We start from the raw sequence: 18,339 nt of genomic DNA on the forward strand, positions 1-18,339 counted from the left end.
GGAACGGCCTAACACCAACCGTTCCGGGCACCGTGGACAGCGAGATCGGACTTCTCAGCCAGTGGACCGAGAGATCAGATTTCCCAGATTTCGGGTCAGCTGAAGTCGATCGAGCGGACGATCTTGGCCCCGATGGCCTTGCCGATGGACTCCAGCACCGACGCGTCGACCGACCGGCCGACACGCAGCAGCATGATCGCATCGGCGCCGTCGGTGGTCTGGCTGATCTGCGCGGCGTCGATGTTGACGCCCGCCTCGCCCAGCAGGGTGCCGACGGTGCCCATCACGCCGGGGCGGTCCGGGTACTCCAGGAACAGCACGTCGCCCTCGGCGCGCAGGTCGAAGTGCCTGCCGTTGATCTCGACGAGCTTCTCCACCTGCGACAGGCCCGACAGCGTGCCGCTGACGGTGTGGGCGGTGCCGTCGGGGTAAACCGCGCGCAGGGTGACCAGGCTGCGGTGGTTCTGGCTCTCGGACTCCTTGGTGAGGTCGATGCTGACCCCGAGGTCCTCGGCGAGCCGCGGCGCGTTCACGAAGGTGACCTGGTCCTCGACGATGGCGGAGAACACCCCGCGCAGCGCCGCGAGCGGCAGGATCGAAACGTCCTCAGTGGACAGTTCGCCGCGCACGACGACGCTGACCGAGCTGGGCGCCTTCGGGCTGAGCGCCGACAGGACCGTGCCGAGCTTCTGGGTCAGCGGCAGGTACGGGCGCACCTCTTCGCCGACGACGCCACCGGCGGCGACGTTCACCGCGTCGGGCACGAACTCGCCGCGCAGGGCCAGCAGCACCGAACGGGCCACGTCGGTGCCCGCGCGGTCCTGCGCCTCGCTGGTGGAGGCGCCCAGGTGCGGGGTGACGACGATGCCGGGCACGCCGAACAGCGGGCTCTCGGTGGTCGGCTCCGTGCTGAACACGTCGATGCCGGCGCCGCCGACCTGGCCGGACTTCACCGCGTCGGCCAGCGCCTGCTCGTCGATCAGGCCGCCGCGGGCGGCGTTGACGATGATGACGCCCTTCTTGGTCTTGGCCAGCGCCTCGGCGCTCAGCAGACCCTTGGTCTCCGGCGTCTTGGGCAGGTGGACCGAGATGACGTCGGCGCGGGAGAGCAGGTCGTCGAGCGTGGTCAGCTCGATGCCCAGCTGCGCGGCACGCGCGGGCGAGGCGTACGGGTCGTAGGCGATCAGCGTGGTGCCGAACGCGGCCAGACGCTGGGCGAACAGCTGCCCGATCTTGCCGAGCCCGACGACGCCGACGGTCTTGCCGTTCAGCTCGACGCCGGAGAACTTGCTGCGCTTCCACTCACCGTTCTGCAGGGTGGCGTGCGCCTCGGGCACCTGCCGGGCGGTGGCCAGCAGCAGGGCGACGGCGTGCTCGGCGGCGGAGACGATGTTCGAGGTCGGCGCGTTGACGACCAGGACACCCCGGTCGGTCGCGGCCGGGACCTCGACGTTGTCGAGGCCGACACCCGCACGGGCGACAACCTTGAGCTTGTCGCTGGCCTTGAGCACCTCGGCGTCGACCTGCGTGGCGGAACGGACGAGGAGCGCGTCGGCGTCGGCGACCGCGGCCAGCAGAGCGGGCCGGTCGGTGCCGTCGACGTGGCGGACCTCGATCTCGTCACCGAACACGTCCAGCACGGACGGCGCGAGCTTCTCGGCGATGAGGACGACGGGACGGGACGAATTGGTCACGCTGCGACTCCAAGGTCAGGAGGCTGGGGAGCGGTTACCGCGCTGTAACCAGACGAAGGCGAGTCTATGACGTGGGCTGAACCGTTTCACCAAGAGGTGGGATAACTGACATGGCACCGACCGGCCACCCTCGCTCGTCCCGACCATCATGGCGGCGCTCACTCGCCGATGACTTGAGGCGCGGTGAACTCCCCGGTGCCGAACATCTCGTCGTCATCCCCTTCGACCAGGTAGGCGGGCCGTTTGCGCTCCTGATCCTTGACGGTGGGGAGCTCGGGGTGCTCGTCCTGGGGGCGGAGAGGGACGGGGGTGGTGCCGGTGGGGAAGGTTCCAGAGCCCGCAGGCCCGAAGCCGCCGAAGTTGGGCAGCACGGGGCGTGCGCGGGGTGGGGGGTTGAGGGCGGGGATGAAGGGTTGGGAGGTACTCGCGGGCGGCTGACTACCGCGCGTCACCGCTCCCGGCGCCCCACCACTCCGTGGGTCGCCTTGAGCGGGAGGTCGCGGAGCCACCGGCACCGGCCTGGGGGTCGAACCTTGAGCGGGCGCTGACGCCGGCCGCGGCTCCACCGAGCCGGAACCCTGCCGCGAGGGCACGCCCGGCGCGGGTGCCCCCGCCTGGCGCGGATCGACCCGCCCAGGCATGGGGCCAGGGGCCGAGCCTTGCCCGAGCGGGCCCTGTCGCGGATCTACCCGTCCCGGCACCGGCCGGGGATTCGAACCATGAACAGACGCCCCAGCACCCAGCGGCGAATCAACCCGCCCCGGCACCGGCCTGGGATTCGAACCTTGAGTAGACACCCCGGCACCCTGCGGCGAATCAACCCGTCCCGCCAACGGCCGCGGCTCCGGGCCCGGCACACGGCGCGGGTCAGGCGCGACCCCACCCTGCGCGGGTGCCCCCGCATGGCGCGGATCGACCCGCCCGGGCACCTGCCTCGGATCTGGACCGGCTCCCCGGCGCGTATCGCTCCGAGGTGGCACGACGCCCCCTGCGCCTTGCCCCGGATCAACCCGGCTCGGCGCAGGCCCAGGGTGCGAGCCCTGGCCGGGCGCACCGCCGTGCCGAGGGTCTCGAAGCGGAGCCCGCCGCGGATCCGCGGGCCCCCCTTGTGGACCGTGCTGCGGCGGCCGCTGGGAGACCTCAGGGCCGGCATGCCGCGGCGCCCCCTGCGAAACGTCGCCGGGTCGAGGGGCGGTGAACCGCCCGCTCACCCCATCGGGCGCGGACCATCCTCCAGCCCCAGGGGGCGGACCTTGCCCGTGCGACGGAGGACCGCCAGTCCGCCCGGTCGGGACGCGCGCTCCCGGACCTGGCCCCACCGGCAACGAGCCAGACCGCGCCCCGGCTCCATGAGCCGGACTCGCGCCTGGGGGCGGCGCCGCCTGCCCTTGAACCGAACTTCCGCCAGCCAATCCGGGCCCGACCGGCCCCGAAAACGAACTCCCACCAGCCGAAGGCGACCCCGCCTGCCCTACAACCGAACCCCCACCAGCCAAACCAGGCCCAACCGGCCCGCCTGCCGGAGGCGGGCCAACTGGCCGCCCAGCGAACTCTCCCGGACCCGAACTGCCACCGACAGGCGGTCGGCCAACACGTTCCCCGGACGCCGAAGGCCACGGGTGCCCCTGAGTCGAACTCCCGGCCGAACCAGGCCCAACCGGCCCCGGAAACGGATTCCCACCAGGCGGAGGCGACCCGACCCGTCCATGAACCCCAGGTCCAGCGGGCCCCCGAGTCGGGTACCCACCCCCGTCGCCCGGAGACTCCCCCGGTGGCGACCAAGCTTGTGGAGGCTGTTGGGCCTCCGGGGTGATCCATGCGGATTCACCCGTTTCAGTGAAATTCCCCCGAGTCTCTCCGGGCGGTTCGCCCGGGGTCACCACGGTTCGTCGAACTCCCCCGCCTTCGCACCTTCGACGAAGGCGTCCCACTCCGATTCCGTGAAGACCAGAACCGTGTCGTTCGGGCCGGTGTACTTCGAGTTGCGCATCGCGATGTAGGTCTTGCCGTCCGTGTGGGGCACGAACGCGATCTCGACGTATTCGCCGTCGGGGTCGGCGTCCGGTTCCGCCGCGCGCTGCCATTCGGCCTTGGTGAGGTCGAGGTTGCCGCGGACCTCGGCCTTGTCGTCGTAGATGGGGGCGCTGTCCATCACGTCTCCTAGAGCATCACGGAATTGTCGCGCCCAGGTATACCGCAGAAGACCGGCCCGTGATGCCGGAACGTGTCGGTCCGCCCACCGGCCGGTCGCGCTCAGTAGCGTGTCGGCCGTGAGCTCGTATTACCTCCGCTACCTGCACGGCGAGCATGACGCCGTGTGGGCTGAGCTGCGAGCCATGGGCCCCGTGCCCGACGACTTGGCCGAGGACGCCGCCGCGGTCGCCGACGAGACGATGATCCGGGTGTCACAGCACGTGGCGCGCATCGCCGCCGCGTTGCCCGAGCTCGGCTGGGTGGCCGCCGACCGGCTGGTCCCCGCCCATCAGCCGCCGACCGAGTCCGACGACGATCTGGTCGACGCGCTGGTCGACAAGATCGGGGGGCTTCCCCTGGCGCTGGAGGCGTGTCTGCGCCGGGTCGGCGAGGTGTGGTTCGCGGGCGACTGTGAGGCCCTGGAGCTGACCTACCACCACCAGCCCGCCCCCAAGGGCGACCCGCCCGGCCCCGAGTACCCCGACCCGCTCTGCCTCGGCAACGCCTACTACCTGGCCTACGAGTTGGAGCAGTGCGCCGACCCGGGCCACTTCACCTTCGCCCTGGCGCCCGACGAGAGCCTGAAGGCCAACGTCGCGGGCCGCACCCACGACGTCGAGCTTCCCGCCGCCACGGCCGACCCGGTGCTCAAGCACGTCGCGGGCAGGCCGGGCATCACGCTGGTCGAGTACCTGCGGGAGTCGATCGCCTGGGGCGGCTTCCCGGGTTTCTCCTTCGCCCCGGAACTCGCCCCGGCCGCCCTCATCACCCTGCAGACCAAGCCGGACTTCTAAAAGAGGGGGCCCGCCGTGTGTGAAGCGGGCCCCCTGAGATCACGCGGTTTCGGTGATCGGCCGGTCGACCCAGGACATCAGGCCGCGCAGCTTGCGCCCGGTCTCCTCGATCGGGTGCTGCTCACCCTGCTCCTGCAGCTTGCGGTAGTTCTCGCGGCCGTTCTCGTCCTCGGCCACCCACTCGCGGGCGAAGGTGCCGTCCTGGATCTCGCCCAGGATCTTCTTCATCTCCGCCTTGACCGCGGGCGTGATGACGCGCGGGCCGCGGGTCAGGTCGCCGTACTCGGCGGTGTCGGACACCGAGTAGCGCTGGCGGGCGATGCCGCCCTCGTACATGAGGTCGACGATCAGCTTCAGCTCGTGCAGCACCTCGAAGTAGGCGATCTCCGGGGCGTAACCGGCCTCGGTGAGCACCTCGAAACCGGTCTGGACCAGCGCGGACGCGCCGCCGCACAGCACGGCCTGCTCGCCGAACAGGTCGGTCTCGGTCTCCTCGGTGAACGTCGTCTTGATGACGCCCGCGCGCGCGCCGCCGATGGCCGCGGCGTAGGACAGGGCCAGCGCCTGCGCGCCGCCGGTGGCGTCCTGCTCGACGGCGATGAGCGCCGGGACGCCCTTGCCGTCGATGAACTGGCGGCGGACCAGGTGGCCCGGGCCCTTCGGCGCGACCATGGCCACGTCGATGTTCGCCGGGGGCTTGATCAGGTCGTAGCGGATGTTGAAGCCGTGGCCGAAGAACAGCGCGTCGCCGTCCTTGAGGTTGGGCTCGATGTCGTCGGTGTAGATGAAGCGCTGCTTGGTGTCGGGGGCCAGCAGCATGATCAGGTCGGCCTCCTTGGAGGCCTCGGCCGGGGTGAGCACCCGCAGGCCCTGCTCCTCGGCCTTGGCACGCGACTTCGACCCCTCGGGGAGTCCGATGCGGACGTCGACCCCGGAGTCCCGCAGGCTCAGCGCGTGGGCGTGGCCCTGGCTGCCGTAACCGATGACCGCGACCTTGCGACCCTGGATGATGCTCAGGTCGGCGTCGGCGTCGTAGAAGATCTCGACGGACATGCTGGTGGTTCTTCCTTCCTGGGAACTACAAACTCAGCGGACGGCGGTTGCCGTGATAGAGCGCGGACCACGGCCGATGGCGACCATGCCCGACTGGACCATCTCGCGCACCCCGTAGGGCTCGAGCATGCGCAGCAGCGCCTCGAGCTTGTCGGAGTTGCCGGTCGCCTCGATGGTCAGCGCCTCCGGGGAGACGTCGACGACCTTGGCCCTGAACAGGTGCACGGTCTCGAGGACCTGGCTGCGCACTGTCGCGTCGGCGCGCACCTTGACCAGCAGCAGCTCGCGCCGCACGGCGACGGACGGCTCCAGCTCCACGATCTTGATGACGTTGACGAGCTTGTTGAGCTGCTTGGTGACCTGCTCCAGCGGCAGCTCGTCGACGGCGACCACGATCGTCATCCGGGACACGTCCGGGTGCTCGGTCGGGCCGACGGCGAGGGACTCGATGTTGAACCCGCGCCGGGAGAACAGTCCCGCGACGCGCGCCAGGACACCCGGCTTGTTCTCGACCAGGACGCTCAGAGTGTGGGTTGTCATGGCTCAGTCCTCATCGAACAGGGGCCGGATGCCGCGCACGGCCATGATCTCGTCGTTGCCGGTGCCCGCGGCGACCATGGGCCACACCTGGGCGTCCTTGCCGACGACGAAGTCGATGACGACGGGCCGGTCGTTGATCTCCATGGCGCGCTGGATGACCGCGTCGACCTCTTCCTTGGTCTCGCAGCGCAGACCGGCGCAGCCGAGCGCCTCAGCCAGGAGGGTGAAGTCGGGGATGCGGTACTTGTGCGTGCCGAGGTCGGTCTGGGAGTAGCGCTCGGAGTAGAAGAGGTTCTGCCACTGCCGGACCATGCCGAGGTTGCCGTTGTTGATGACCGCGACCTTGATCGGCGCGCCCTCGATGGCGCAGGTGGCCAGTTCCTGGTTGGTCATCTGGAAGCAGCCGTCGCCGTCGATGGCCCACACGACGGTGTCCGGCTTGCCGAACTTGGCGCCCATGGCGGCCGGGACCGCGTAGCCCATGGTGCCCAGGCCGCCGGAGTTGAGCCAGGTGCCCGGCTTCTCGTAGCGGATGTGCTGGGCGGCCCACATCTGGTGCTGGCCGACGCCCGCGGTGTAGATCGCGTCGGGACCGGCGATCTCGCCGATGCGCTCGATGACGTACTGCGGCGACAGCGTGCCGTCCTCTGGCCACTCGTAGCCCAGCGGGTAGGTCTCGCGCCACTCGTCGAGCTGCTTCCACCACTCGGTCAGGTCGGCGGTGCCCAGGGCGCGCTCGGCCTTCACCGCGGCGATCAGCTCGATCAGGATCTCCTTGCAGTCACCCACGATCGGCACGTCGGCGCGGCGGTTCTTGGAGATCTCGGCCGGGTCGATGTCGGCGTGCACGATGGCCGCCTCCGGCGCGAACGACGACAGCTGGCCGGTGACCCGGTCGTCGAACCGGGCGCCGAGGGCGACCAGCAGGTCGGAGCGCTGCATGGCGCCGACCGCGGGGACGGTGCCGTGCATGCCGGGCATGCCCAGGTGCTGCTTGTGCGAGTCGGGGAACGCGCCGCGGGCCATCAGCGTCGTGACGACGGGGATGCCGGTCAGCTCGGCCAGCTCCAGCAGCTCCGCCGACGCCTGCGCCTTGATGACGCCGCCGCCGACGTAGAGCACCGGGCGCTTGGCCTGGCTGATGAGCTTGGCGGCCTCGCGGACCTGCTTGCCGTGCGGGCGCGTGGTCGGGCGGTAGCCGGGCAGGCGCAGCTCGGGCGGCCAGATGAAGGACGTCTGCTCCTGCAGGACGTCCTTCGGGATGTCGACCAGCACCGGGCCGGGGCGTCCGGTCTTGGCGAGGTGGAACGCCTCGGCGATCGTGCGCGGGATGTCGGCCGGGTCGGTGACCAGGAAGTTGTGCTTGGTGATCGGCAGGGTGATGCCGCAGATGTCGGCTTCCTGGAAGGCGTCGGTGCCGATGAGCGCGCGCGTCTGCTGGCCGGTGATGGCCACCAGCGGCACGGAGTCCATGTTCGCGTCGGCCAGCGGGGTGACCAGGTTGGTCGCGCCGGGGCCGGAGGTGGCCATGCAGACGCCGACCTTGCCGGTGGCCTGCGCGTAGCCGGTGGCCGCGTGGCCCGCGCCCTGCTCGTGGCGCACCAGGACGTGGCGCACCTTCGTCGAGTCGAGCAGCGGGTCGTACGCGGGGAGGATGGTGCCGCCGGGGATGCCGAAGACGATCTCGACGCCTACCGCCTCGAGCGACCGGACAAGAGACTGCGCACCGGTCACCCGAATGGGGGTTCCTGACGGCGGCGCTGGCTTGGGGCGGGCGGACTGCGGTCCCGCCCCAGGGGTCGCTGCGGCCGGTGTGGGCCGCGAGGTGGCGCTGGTCATCGGTTTCTGCCTCGTGGGTAGAAGGTCATCGGGTCTGCGGGAAGCTGGTCCGGGCACAAAAAAGCCCCCGTCGACCGGCATGGTCGTACGAGGGTCCGCGCGTTCGATGCGTGCTGGCTCCCGTCAGCGTCGAACGCGCGGCGGAAGTACGAGAATGGACTGTGAGGGCACGGTTAGGACGCTAATGCGTTCGGACTAGGGCGTCAACTCTGCGGGAAAGTGATCCCGGATACTGGACGGCACCCACCGCCCCGCGCACCGGCGCCGCTGGGCCTGGGTGCACCATTGAACCGTGTCCGAGCAGCAGATTCCTTCCCGCCTCGTGTTCCGTATCCCGGGCGTGGCGATCCTCGCGGCCCTACTCCTGGCCGTGTGCGCGACGCCGGTGGTGTTCGCCGGTCCGGTGTTCGCGCTGCTCCTGGTGATCCCGGTGGCCATCATCGTCTGGGTGATCCGCGTCCGCACCACGGCCGACGCCGACGGTCTCGTCGTGCGCAGGCTCTTCGGCCGCGTCGCGCTGCCGTGGGACTCGCTCAAGGGCCTGCGCCTGACCAAGCGGGCGGGCGTGAGGGCGGTGCGGTCCGACGACACCGAGGTCGGGCTCCCGTCGGTGCGGGTTCGCCACCTGCCCGCGTTGTCCCTGGTCAGCCGGGGCAGGCTGGACGACCCGACCGAGCCGGTCCCGACCGCTGAGACCCCGAGTGACGTCGCCGACCAGCCCGCCGACGCCCCCGCCGACGCGGAGTAACCTGGACGGCACCGCTCCCATTTCGCAAGGCGCCCATCCCGCGCCCGTGTCCGAGTAGTCGATAGCGACAGAAAACTGGAGGAGCCGTGCCCGCGCTGCGCTCCCGCACCACGACCCACGGCCGCAACGCCGCCGGAGCCCGCGCGCTCTGGCGGGCCACCGGCATGACCGACAGCGACTTCGGCAAGCCCATCGTCGCCATCGCCAACTCCTACACCCAGTTCGTGCCGGGCCACGTGCACCTGCGCGACCTCGGCGACATCGTGGCCGAGGCGATCACCGCCGCGGGCGGCGTGGCACGGGAGTTCCACACGATCGCCGTCGACGACGGCATCGCCATGGGCCACAGCGGGATGCTCTACTCCCTGCCGTCGCGCGAGATCATCGCCGACTCGGTGGAGTACATGGTCAACGCCCACCAGGCCGACGCCCTGGTGTGCATCTCCAACTGCGACAAGATCACCCCGGGCATGCTCAACGCCGCCCTGCGGCTCAACATCCCGGTCGTGTTCGTCTCAGGTGGACCGATGGAGGCGGGCAAGGCCGTCGTGGTCGGCGGTGTCGCCCAGGCCCCCACCGACCTGATCACCGCGATCTCGGCGTCGGCCAGCCAGGAGGTCGACGACGCCGGTCTGACCGAGGTCGAGCGCTCCGCGTGTCCCACGTGCGGCTCGTGTTCGGGCATGTTCACCGCGAACTCGATGAACTGCCTCACCGAGGCCCTGGGCCTGGCCCTGCCGGGCAACGGCTCGACACTGGCCACCCACTCCGCCCGCCGCGACCTGTTCTCCCGCGCGGGGACGACCGTGGTCGAGCTGTGCAAGCGCTGGTACGGCGAGGACGACGACTCGGTCCTGCCGCGCTCGATCGCCAACCGCAAGGCGTTCGAGAACGCGATGGCGCTGGACATGGCCATGGGCGGCTCAACCAACACGGTCCTGCACATCCTCGCCGCCGCCCAGGAAGGCGAGATCGGCTTCACCCTGGCCGACATCGACGCCATCTCCCGCCGCGTGCCGTGCCTGTCGAAGGTCTCCCCGAACTCCGACTACCACATGGAAGACGTCCACCGGGCGGGCGGAATCCCCGCCATCCTCGGCGAGCTCTACCGCGGCGGCCTGCTCAACACCGACGTGTGGTCGGTGCACAGCCCGTCGCTGGAGCAGTGGCTGTCCGAATGGGACATCCGCGCCGAGTCGCCGTCCGAGGCCGCGGTGGAGCTGTTCCACGCCGCCCCGGGTGGAGTCCGCACCACCAAGGCGTTCTCCACCTCGAACCGCTGGTCCTCTTTGGACACCGACGCGGCGGGCGGCTGCATCCGCGACGTCGCCCACGCCTACACCGTCGACGGCGGCCTGGCCGTCCTCCACGGCAACCTGGCCGAACGCGGCGCCGTCATCAAGGCCGCGGGCATCGATGAGGACCTGTTCACCTTCCAGGGCCCGGCCCGGGTCGTGGAGAGCCAGGAGCAGGCGGTGTCGGTCATCCTCGGCAAGCAGATCCAGCCGGGTGACGTGCTGGTCGTGCGCTACGAAGGCCCGGCGGGCGGTCCGGGAATGCAGGAGATGCTGCACCCGACTGCGTTCCTCAAGGGCGCGGGCCTGGGCAAGAAGTGCGCGCTCATCACCGACGGCCGCTTCTCGGGCGGTTCGAGCGGGTTGTCCATCGGCCACGTCTCCCCGGAGGCCGCGGGCGGCGGCACCATCGCCCTGGTCCACGACGGCGACCAGATCCGGATCGACGTGCACGCTCGGACCTTGGAGCTCCTGGTGGCCCCGGAGGTCCTGGCCGAACGCCGCGCGAAGATGGAGGCCAGTGAGCGTCCGTGGCAGCCGGTCGACCGGGTCCGCCCGGTCACCGCGGCTTTGCGCGCCTACGCCCGCATGGCCACCGACGCCTCCACCGGCGCCGTCCGCGACCCGTCGCGCTAGACAGACACAAAGGAGGGGCGCATCCGCTGCGGATGCGCCCCTCGTTTGGTTTGTGGGTCCTAGCGAAGAACCACGAGCGTGACCGCCGAAAGCCCGGCGGCCAACAGCAAGAAAATGAACCCGAACGCGGGCGCCCGGCGGAACCACGGCGTGTTCCGGTCCAGCGAGATCTTCCCCGCGCCCGCGAACAGCAAGGCGAAGGCGCCCGCGGCGTAGAGCGTCTCCAGCTCCACCGCGCCGACGAACTCCTTGACGTCCAGTTTCACCCAGATCGCGTTGGCCACCACGCCCAGGACCCCAGCCGCGGCGGCGGGGGTGAACAGCCCCAGGATCAACAGCGACCCCGAGACCAGCTCGGTCACACCGGTGACCCAGGCCAGCAACGTCGTCTGCTGGAATCCCAGCGACCCAAGGAACTTGGCGAAGCCGTCGATTCCCGGTCCCTGCATGATCCCGAAGATCTTCTGCAGCCCGTGGCCCACCACCAGCGCCCCGAGCGTGACCCGCAGGACGAGCAGGCCCAGGTCGGCCCCGAAGTGCCACCGGTGCGGCTCGCGGACGGCGACGTCGTCCTCGGTGGTCAGGGTGGTCGTCGCGTCGTCGTAGCCGGATCCGGCGTAGCGCTGCTCGGACGGCGTGAAATATCCGCTGTCTACGTTGCCGCCCGTCGAGCGGCCGTCATCGATACTCACCGCCGCAGACTAGGCGATCAGTCAAGTACCTGCTGTGTAGACGCGGTTAATAGAGTCCGGTTACCAGATTACGAGGGTTTTCCCCATTGATGAACCGGGAAATCTCCGCCGCCGCCACCCGATAGGCGCGATCCCGGTGTCCGCCGCAGCTTCCGGCGACGTGCGGGGTGATCAGCACGTTCGGCGCGGTCCACAGTGGATGTCCCGCCGGGAGCGGTTCGGGGTCGGTCACATCCAGCGCCGCGCGCAGCCTGCCGGACACCAGTTCGGCGAGCAGCGCGTCGGTGTCCACAACGGGACCGCGTGCGGCGTTGACCAGGATCGCGCCGTCGCGCATGTGGGCGAGGAAAGCCGCGTCGACCAACCCGGTGGTGGCCGGGGTCAGCGGCACCATCAGCACTACCGCGTCGTGGTCCGGCAGCAGACGGGCGACCTCATCGATCCCGTGCACGCCGTCCCGCGCGCGAGTGCCGACCAGCGTCGTGTGCGCGTCGAACGCGTCGAGCCTGCGGTGCAGCTGCTGCCCCAGGTCCCCCGCGCCGATCACCAGGACGCGCTTGTCCTGCAAGGTGTCGGTGATGTGCTGGGTCCACCGGCCGTCCCGCCGCGCGATGTCGAAGTCGATCAGCTCGCGGTAGATCGCCAGCAGCGCCCCGACCACCCACTCGGCGGTGCTCCCGCCGTGCGCGCCGCGCCCGGTCGACAGCATGACGTGCGGCGGCAGCTTGCCCACCCACGAATCGGCGCCCGTGGTCAGCAGCTGCACCAGCCGCAGGTCAGGCAGCTTCTCGATGAGCGCGATCGCCGAGCCGCCGAGGAAATCGGGGATGAGCACCTGCGCGTCGAGCCCCTCCGGCGGCACCTCGGGCGAGTGCGTCAGCACCCGGATCCCCTCGACCCCGGCCAGTGCCGCAACGCCGTGCTCATCTGGAACAAGAACTGTCACCGTCACGCGGAACACACTATGTCGGACAGAAATTCGGGCACACTTTGTCCCGATGCGTGAACACGACCTCACCAGCGCCGACGGAACCCGCCTCCGCGGCTGGCACACCGAGTCCGACGGGCCGGTCGTGCTGCTGTGCCCCGGCCTCGGCACCATCCCCGAGGCGTGGCCCGCGCTGCTGCTGCCGTCCTCCGGCGTGCGGGTGGTCAGCTGGTACCACCGCGGCACCATGGGCTCCGAGCGGCCGACCGACCCGAGCCGGATCACCCTGGACGACCACGTCGCCGACGCCGTCGCGGTCATGGACGCCGCCGGGGTCGAGCGGTGCGTGGTCATGGGCTGGTCGATGGGTGTGATGGTCGCCACGGAGCTGGCCACCCGGTATCCCGAGCGCGTGTCGGGGCTGATGCTGGCCGCGGGTGTGCCCGGCGACCTGTTCGGCGCCATGCTCGGCGTGCCCGGCGTCCCCGTGGCGGTGCGCCGCCCGATCGCGCGCACCGTCGTGCGGGGCCTGCGCGCGGCGGGTCCGGTGATCGACGCCGTGCTGCACCGCGTGCCGGTGAACCGGCTGACCGCGTCCGCGCTGCGGCACAGCGGTTTCATGCTCCCGAGCGCCGACACCGGCGACGTCGTGCGCGCGCTGCGCCGGTTCCTGCACCACGACTGGCGCTGGTACCTGACGCTGGCGCTGGCCCTGTCCGGCGTACCCAACCGCGACCTGACCGGCATCACCTGCCCGGTCACCGTCCTCGGCGCCCGCTACGACCTGCTCGCCGACCCGCGCTTCACCGCGCGGGCCGCCGCAGTCCTGCCGCAAGCCCGGATCAAAGTGGTCCCGACCAGCCATTTCCTGCCCCTGGAAGACCCGAAGACGATCGTCGACGAGCTGACCAGGCTGCTGGACCGGGTCGCGGCCGACTTGCCGCTCACCGGAGATTCACGGACGTCCTCCTAGCCTTGGCTCTCATGTCGGGTCGTCGCGCGTTCGCCGTCACGTGTGTGGCAGCCGCCCTGCTGACTTCGTGCGCGACGTTCGAGGAGCAGCCGCCCCCGGGCAGCTGGCAGCCGCAGGTCCCGCTCACCCCGCAGGCCGCCCCGGAGCCGGACGCGGGCGGCGGCCAAGGTGGCGGCCAGGTCGACGTGCCCAACCGCGACCCGAACGAGCCGATCCCGCCGCCCGACGGCTGCACCGACTTCCACCCCGCGGTCCTGGCCACCTGCCTCGACACGCTCGTCGCGGTCGCCGCGCTGCCCGGTGACGGCTCGAACCCGACCGCCCTGGTCGGCGAGCGCAAGACCGGCCGGATCCTGCTGGTCCGCAAGGGCGCGACGCCGACCGTGGTGGCCACCGTCCCCGTCGACGCCTCGACCGACGGCGGTCTCACCGGCCTGGCCCTGTCCCCGACGTACGCCGAGGACCAGCTCGTCTTCGCCTACATCACCACGCCCACGGACAACCGCCTCGTCCGCATCGCCCCCAACGACACCCCGAAGCCCGTGCTCACCGGCATCCCCCGCGGCGCGACCGGCAACCGCGGCGCCTTGGCCAACGACCACCGCGGCGCCCTGCTCATCGCCACCGGCGACGCGGGCAACCCGGCCGCGGCGGCCGACCCGAAGTCCCAGGCGGGCAAGATCCTGCGCATCAACTCGGCTGGCAAGCCCGCCGAGGACAACCCCACCCCGTCGTCGGCCGTGGTGGCCAGCGGACTCACCGCGCCTGGCGGCCTGTGCAGCTCACTCGACGGGTCCAAGACCTGGGTGACCGACCGCACCGCCGCCGCCGACGTGCTCTACAAGGTCGACTACGGCAAGCCGCTGGGCGCCCCGGCGTGGACATGGCCGGACAAACCGGGTATCTCCGGCTGCGTCTCCCCCGCCAGGACGCTGTGGGTGTCGATGTCGAAGGCGGGCCACCTGCAGAACCTGGCCCAAGCCCCCGACGGCACGTTCACCGGCAAACCGCAGATCGTCATGGCCGAGGCCGAGGGCTTCGGCCGCGTCGACGGCCTCGACCTGATGACCGAACAGCTCGCCGTCGGCGGCACGGTCAACAAGGACGGCGGCAAGCCCGTGTCCTCCGACGACCGCGCGGTCGTGATCGTCGTCGAGGCCGCGGGCGGCGGCTCGGGGATCGATTAGAAACGGCCCGCCCCTGAGCGGGGGCGGGCCGTCACGTCACTCAGGCGCCGCAGCGCTCCAGGATCAGTTCGCGGACGCGCTTGGCGTCGGCCTGGCCCTTGGTGGCCTTCATGACCGCGCCGACGATGGCGCCCGCGGCGGCCACCTTGCCGTCGCGGATCTTGTCGGCGACGTCCGGCTGGGCGGCCAGTGCCTCGTCGATCGCGGCGTAGAGGGCCGAGTCGTCCGAGACGACCTTGAGGCCGCGCTGCTCGACGACCTGCTCCGGCTCGCCTTCACCCGCGAGGACGCCATCGACGACCTCACGCGCGAGCTTGTTGGTCAGCGAACCGTCGGCGACCAGGGCGATCACCTTGGCGACCTGGGCCGGGCTGATCGCCAGCGCGCCCAGCTCGACGCCCTGGTTGTTGGCCTGCTGGCTCAGGTACGACACCCACCACGACCGGGCCTCGCCCGACGGGGCGCCTGCCTCGACGGTGGCCGTGATCAGGTCGATCGCGCCCGCGTTGACCAGGTCGCGCATCTCCAGGTCCGACAGCTGCCACTCGGCCTGCACGCGCTTGCGCCGCTCGGCGGGCGGCTCCGGCAGGGTCTGCCGCAGCTCCTCCACCCACTCGCGCGACGGCGCGATCGGGACGAGGTCGGGCTCCGGGAAGTACCGGTAGTCCTCCGAGGTCTCCTTGCGGCGACCGGCGCGGGTGGTGCCCGACGCCTCCTCGAAGTGCCGGGTCTCCTGCAGGATCGAGCCGCCCTGCACCAGGATCGCGGCCTGCCGCGTCATCTCATGGCGCACCGCGCGCTCGACGCTGCGCAGCGAGTTGACGTTCTTGGTCTCGGTGCGGGTGCCGAACTCGGTGGCGTCCTTGGCCATCAGCGACACGTTCGCGTCGCAGCGCAGGGAACCCTGGTCCATCCGCACGTCGGACACGTCGAGCGCCTTGAGCAGGTCGCGCAGGGTGCTGACGTAGGCGCGGGCCACCTCGGGCGCGCGGGCGCCGGTGCCCTCGATCGTCTTGGTGACGATCTCGATCAGCGGCACGCCGGCGCGGTTGTAGTCGAGCAGCGAGTGCTCGGCGCCGTGGATGCGGCCGGTCGCGCCGCCGACGTGCAGCGACTTGCCGGTGTCCTCCTCCATGTGCGCGCGCTCGATCTCCACGCGCACGACCTCGCCGTCGTCCAGCGTGACATCGAGGTAGCCGTTGAAGGCGATCGGCTCGTCGTACTGGGAGGTCTGGAAGTTCTTCGGCATGTCCGGGTAGAAGTAGTTCTTCCGCGCGAACCGGCACCACTCCGCGATCTCACAGTTGAGCGCGAGGCCGATGCGGATGGCCGACTCGACGCCGGTCGCGTTCAGCACCGGCAGCGCGCCCGGCAGGCCGAGGCACACCGGGCAGACCTGGGTGTTCGGCTCGCCGCCGAAGGTGTTCGCGCAGCCGCAGAACATCTTCGTGTGCGTGTTCAGCTCGACGTGCACTTCCAGGCCCAGCACCGGGTTGAAGCGCTCGATGACCTCTTCGTAGTCCATCAGTTCCACGGTGGCGGTCACTTGGCATCGCCCTTCCGCAGCGCGCGGACGCCGATGAGGACGCTGGTCAGGGCGACCAGGATGCCCGCGACGGCGTTGGCCAGCAGCAGCTTGTCGTTGTTCGCGCGGGCCTTCTTCAGGCTGGTCACCGCACCGATGGCACCGGTCGCGGCACCGACGATGCCGAACGCGCCTTTGAGATTCTTCGTGCCTGCCATCAGTGCGCCACCTCCAGCTGGGGAACCCGGTTGATCAGCGGACCACCCTGCGCGGCGTTGCGGGCGGCCTCGTAGGCGGCCGCGACGCGGTAGCCGCGGTGGTCCTGCAGCGCCGGGGACATGATCTGCAGCCCCACCGGCAGGCCGTCGTCGTCGGACAGTCCACTCGGGACACTCAGGGCCGCGTTGCCCGCCAGGTTCGACGGGATCGTGCACAGGTCGGCCTTGTACATCGCCATCGGGTCGTTCGCGCGCTCGCCGATGCGGAACGCCGTGGTCGGCGTCGTCGGCGAGACCAGCACGTCGACCTGCTCGAACGCGGCGGCGAAGTCGCGGGTGATGAGCGTGCGGACCTTCTGCGCCGAGCCGTAGTAGGCGTCGTAATAGCCGCTCGACAGCGCGTAGGTGCCGAGCATGATCCGGCGCTTCACCTCAGCGCCGAAGCCCGCCTCGCGGGTCAGCGACATGACCTCCTCGGCGCTGCGGGCGGCGTCGTCGCCCACCCGCAGGCCGTAGCGCATCGCGTCGAACCGGGCCAGGTTCGACGACGCCTCGCTGGGCGCGATCAGGTAGTACGCGGGCAGCGCGAGGTCGAAGCTCGGGCAGGACACCTCGACGATCTCGGCGCCGAGCTCCTTGAGCTGGGCGACCGCGGCCTCGAAGGAGGCCAGGACACCCGGCTGGTAGCCATCGCCGGCGAACTGGGTGACCACGCCGACCCGGACACCGCTGAGGTCGCCGTTGGCGCCCTCACGGGCCGCGGCGACGACCGGCGGCAGCGGTGCGTCGATCGAGGTGGAGTCCAGCGGGTCGTGGCCGCCGATGACCTCGTGGAGCAGCGCCGCGTCGAGGACCGTGCGGGCACACGGCCCGGCCTGGTCGAGCGACGACGAGAAGGCCACCAGGCCGTAGCGCGAGACGGTGCCGTAGGTGGGCTTGACGCCCACGGTGCCGGTCACGGAGCCGGGCTGGCGGATGGAGCCGCCGGTGTCGGTGCCGATGGCCAGGGGCGCCTCGAAGGCGGCCAGGGCGGCCGACGAGCCGCCGCCGGAGCCGCCGGGGATGCGGTCGAGGTCCCACGGGTTGCGGGTGACGCCGTAGGCGGAGTTCTCGGTGGAGGAGCCCATCGCGAACTCGTCCATGTTGGTCTTGCCGAGGATCACCACGCCCGCTTCGAGGAGCTTCAGCGTGACGGTCGCGTCGTACGGCGGCTGCCAGCCCTCAAGGATCTTCGAGCCGCACGTGGTGGGCGCGCCGCGCATGGTCAGCACGTCCTTGAGCGCCAGCGGCACACCCGCCAGCGGCGACGCGGCCGGGTTGCCCGCGGCGATGTCCTCGTCGACGGCCTTGGCGGCGTTGAGCGCCCGCTCGGTGTCGACGTGCAGGAACGCGTGGATGGCACCGTCGACCGCGGCGATGCGGTCGAGGTGGGCCTGGGTGACCTCGACGGCGGAGACGTCCTTGGCCTGGATCTTCGCGGCCAGCTCGGCGGCGGTCAGGCGAGTGAGGTCGGTCATGCTTCCTCCCCGAGGATGCGCGGCACACGGAAGCGGCCGTCCTCGGCGGCGGGCGCCGAGTCGAGTGCCTGCTGCTGGGTGAGTCCGGGGCGCACGACGTCACGGCGGAACACGTTGGTCAACGGCACCGAGTGCGACGTGGGCGGAATGTCCTGGTCAGCGACGTCGCCGACCTTGGCCACGGCCTGCACGATCTGGTCGAGCTGGCCCGCGAACAGGTCGAGCTCTTCTTCGGTGACGGCCAACCTGGCCAGTCTGGCGAGGTGGGCTACCTCGTCACGGGAGATGCTTGGCACTCGACGAACCCCCGGGGGTGTCTGCGACAGGACTTCGAGAGTCTATTTCCCGCAGGATGGAAGCCCCGAACGGGTTGTTCTCGACTCGGTTTGCGGTGTAGACCGGTGCCGTCCCGCGATGCGGTCGCCGGTGGCCGCGCGGGATCGCTGGTCTGCGACAATCGGCGGTCGGCTCAACGCGCGGACGGCATGGTCCGCGCCCAGAACGGTA

General features: G+C 70.8%; 17 protein-coding genes. 5 read left to right on the forward strand and 12 right to left on the reverse strand.

Annotation, left to right across the window (positions count from 1 at the left end; genetic code table 11):
• Positions 1–95: 95 nt before the first annotated feature.
• From serA to ACSHT8_RS16160, 3 genes are all read right to left on the reverse strand, one after another.
• Positions 96–1,694: a phosphoglycerate dehydrogenase gene (gene serA / locus ACSHT8_RS16150; protein ID WP_436501836.1), complete on the reverse strand. Its 1,599-nt coding sequence runs from the start codon at positions 1,692–1,694 to the stop codon at positions 96–98.
• A gap of 158 nt (positions 1,695–1,852) precedes the next feature.
• Positions 1,853–2,065, reverse strand: a complete 213-nt coding sequence (locus tag ACSHT8_RS16155; protein WP_436501837.1) for a hypothetical protein — start codon at positions 2,063–2,065, stop codon at positions 1,853–1,855.
• Positions 2,066–3,570: 1,505 nt separating this feature from the next.
• Positions 3,571–3,846, reverse strand: coding sequence for a DUF397 domain-containing protein (locus tag ACSHT8_RS16160; RefSeq protein ID WP_436501838.1), 276 nt, complete (start codon positions 3,844–3,846; stop codon positions 3,571–3,573).
• Positions 3,847–3,964: 118 nt separating this feature from the next.
• Here ACSHT8_RS16160 and ACSHT8_RS16165 point away from each other — a divergent pair, with 118 nt between their 5' ends.
• Entirely contained in the window at positions 3,965–4,681 is a 717-nt protein-coding gene (locus ACSHT8_RS16165) for a hypothetical protein (RefSeq protein WP_436501839.1), read from the forward strand.
• A gap of 39 nt (positions 4,682–4,720) precedes the next feature.
• On the opposite strand, the gene ilvC is transcribed toward ACSHT8_RS16165, so the two are convergent.
• Genes ilvC through ACSHT8_RS16180 form a run of 3 tightly spaced genes read right to left on the reverse strand, consistent with a single transcriptional unit; the run spans position 4,721 to position 8,113 of the window.
• Positions 4,721–5,734, reverse strand: a complete 1,014-nt coding sequence (gene ilvC, locus ACSHT8_RS16170; protein ID WP_436501840.1) for a ketol-acid reductoisomerase — start codon at positions 5,732–5,734, stop codon at positions 4,721–4,723.
• Positions 5,735–5,767: 33 nt separating this feature from the next.
• Positions 5,768–6,274 carry an acetolactate synthase small subunit gene (gene ilvN, locus ACSHT8_RS16175; RefSeq protein ID WP_436501841.1) on the reverse strand — a complete coding sequence of 169 codons (507 nt, stop codon included), beginning with the start codon at positions 6,272–6,274 and terminating at the stop codon, positions 5,768–5,770.
• Between the two features lie 3 nt (positions 6,275–6,277).
• On the reverse strand, positions 6,278–8,113 hold the full coding sequence (locus ACSHT8_RS16180; protein ID WP_436501842.1) for an acetolactate synthase large subunit: 1,836 nt from the start codon (positions 8,111–8,113) through the stop codon (positions 6,278–6,280).
• Positions 8,114–8,405: 292 nt separating this feature from the next.
• On the opposite strand from ACSHT8_RS16180, the gene ACSHT8_RS16185 reads away from it, so the two are divergent.
• The gene (locus tag ACSHT8_RS16185) at positions 8,406–8,861 is read left to right on the forward strand and encodes a PH domain-containing protein (protein WP_436501843.1); all 456 of its coding nucleotides are present in this window, start codon (positions 8,406–8,408) and stop codon (positions 8,859–8,861) included.
• Positions 8,862–8,947: 86 nt separating this feature from the next.
• Positions 8,948–10,792: a dihydroxy-acid dehydratase gene (gene ilvD / locus ACSHT8_RS16190; protein ID WP_436501844.1), complete on the forward strand. Its 1,845-nt coding sequence runs from the start codon at positions 8,948–8,950 to the stop codon at positions 10,790–10,792.
• Between the two features lie 59 nt (positions 10,793–10,851).
• Here the strand turns inward: ilvD and ACSHT8_RS16195 are convergent, their stop codons facing one another.
• Together ACSHT8_RS16195 and ACSHT8_RS16200 are read right to left on the reverse strand one after the other, a co-directional pair.
• Positions 10,852–11,484 carry a DoxX family protein gene (locus ACSHT8_RS16195; RefSeq protein ID WP_436501845.1) on the reverse strand — a complete coding sequence of 211 codons (633 nt, stop codon included), beginning with the start codon at positions 11,482–11,484 and terminating at the stop codon, positions 10,852–10,854.
• A gap of 46 nt (positions 11,485–11,530) precedes the next feature.
• Positions 11,531–12,436 carry a 2-hydroxyacid dehydrogenase gene (locus tag ACSHT8_RS16200; RefSeq protein ID WP_436501846.1) on the reverse strand — a complete coding sequence of 302 codons (906 nt, stop codon included), beginning with the start codon at positions 12,434–12,436 and terminating at the stop codon, positions 11,531–11,533.
• Between the two features lie 46 nt (positions 12,437–12,482).
• Between ACSHT8_RS16200 and ACSHT8_RS16205 the strand changes: the two genes are divergently transcribed.
• Both ACSHT8_RS16205 and ACSHT8_RS16210 read left to right on the forward strand, forming a co-directional pair.
• Complete coding sequence (locus tag ACSHT8_RS16205) at positions 12,483–13,385, forward strand: alpha/beta fold hydrolase (protein ID WP_436501847.1); 903 nt, start codon at positions 12,483–12,485, stop codon at positions 13,383–13,385.
• A gap of 11 nt (positions 13,386–13,396) precedes the next feature.
• Positions 13,397–14,572: a PQQ-dependent sugar dehydrogenase gene (locus ACSHT8_RS16210; protein ID WP_436501848.1), complete on the forward strand. Its 1,176-nt coding sequence runs from the start codon at positions 13,397–13,399 to the stop codon at positions 14,570–14,572.
• Between the two features lie 40 nt (positions 14,573–14,612).
• On the opposite strand, the gene gatB is transcribed toward ACSHT8_RS16210, so the two are convergent.
• From gatB to gatC, 4 genes are read right to left on the reverse strand one after another with little or no spacing between them, the layout of a single operon-like run.
• Positions 14,613–16,118: an Asp-tRNA(Asn)/Glu-tRNA(Gln) amidotransferase subunit GatB gene (gene gatB / locus ACSHT8_RS16215; RefSeq protein ID WP_436501849.1), complete on the reverse strand. Its 1,506-nt coding sequence runs from the start codon at positions 16,116–16,118 to the stop codon at positions 14,613–14,615.
• On the reverse strand, positions 16,115–16,315 hold the full coding sequence (locus ACSHT8_RS16220; protein WP_436501850.1) for a hypothetical protein: 201 nt from the start codon (positions 16,313–16,315) through the stop codon (positions 16,115–16,117). Before ACSHT8_RS16220 ends, gatB begins: the two co-directional genes overlap by 4 nt.
• The gene (gene gatA, locus ACSHT8_RS16225) at positions 16,315–17,832 is read right to left on the reverse strand and encodes an Asp-tRNA(Asn)/Glu-tRNA(Gln) amidotransferase subunit GatA (protein ID WP_436501851.1); all 1,518 of its coding nucleotides are present in this window, start codon (positions 17,830–17,832) and stop codon (positions 16,315–16,317) included. Before gatA ends, ACSHT8_RS16220 begins: the two co-directional genes overlap by 1 nt.
• Positions 17,829–18,128, reverse strand: a complete 300-nt coding sequence (gene gatC, locus ACSHT8_RS16230) for an Asp-tRNA(Asn)/Glu-tRNA(Gln) amidotransferase subunit GatC (RefSeq protein WP_436501852.1) — start codon at positions 18,126–18,128, stop codon at positions 17,829–17,831. The genes gatA and gatC overlap by 4 nt, the downstream gene beginning before the upstream one ends.
• Positions 18,129–18,339: the final 211 nt, after the last annotated feature.

It is taken from the genome of Actinokineospora sp. HUAS TT18 (genome assembly GCF_051364635.1).
GTDB lineage: Bacteria > Actinomycetota > Actinomycetes > Mycobacteriales > Pseudonocardiaceae > Actinokineospora.

Bases quoted from the DNA above. Each gene is read 5' to 3' on its own strand.
- ACSHT8_RS16220 (WP_436501850.1), bottom strand. From the start codon at position 16,315: ATGGCAGGCACGAAGAATCTCAAAGGCGCGTTCGGCATCGTCGGTGCC.
- ACSHT8_RS16180 (WP_436501842.1), bottom strand. From the start codon at position 8,113: ATGACCAGCGCCACCTCGCGGCCCACACCGGCCGCAGCGACCCCTGGG.
- gatA (WP_436501851.1), bottom strand. From the start codon at position 17,832: ATGACCGACCTCACTCGCCTGACCGCCGCCGAGCTGGCCGCGAAGATC.
- ACSHT8_RS16210 (WP_436501848.1), top strand. From the start codon at position 13,397: ATGTCGGGTCGTCGCGCGTTCGCCGTCACGTGTGTGGCAGCCGCCCTG.
- ilvN (WP_436501841.1), bottom strand. From the start codon at position 6,274: ATGACAACCCACACTCTGAGCGTCCTGGTCGAGAACAAGCCGGGTGTC.
- ACSHT8_RS16205 (WP_436501847.1), top strand. From the start codon at position 12,483: ATGCGTGAACACGACCTCACCAGCGCCGACGGAACCCGCCTCCGCGGC.
- ACSHT8_RS16160 (WP_436501838.1), bottom strand. From the start codon at position 3,846: ATGGACAGCGCCCCCATCTACGACGACAAGGCCGAGGTCCGCGGCAAC.
- ilvC (WP_436501840.1), bottom strand. From the start codon at position 5,734: ATGTCCGTCGAGATCTTCTACGACGCCGACGCCGACCTGAGCATCATC.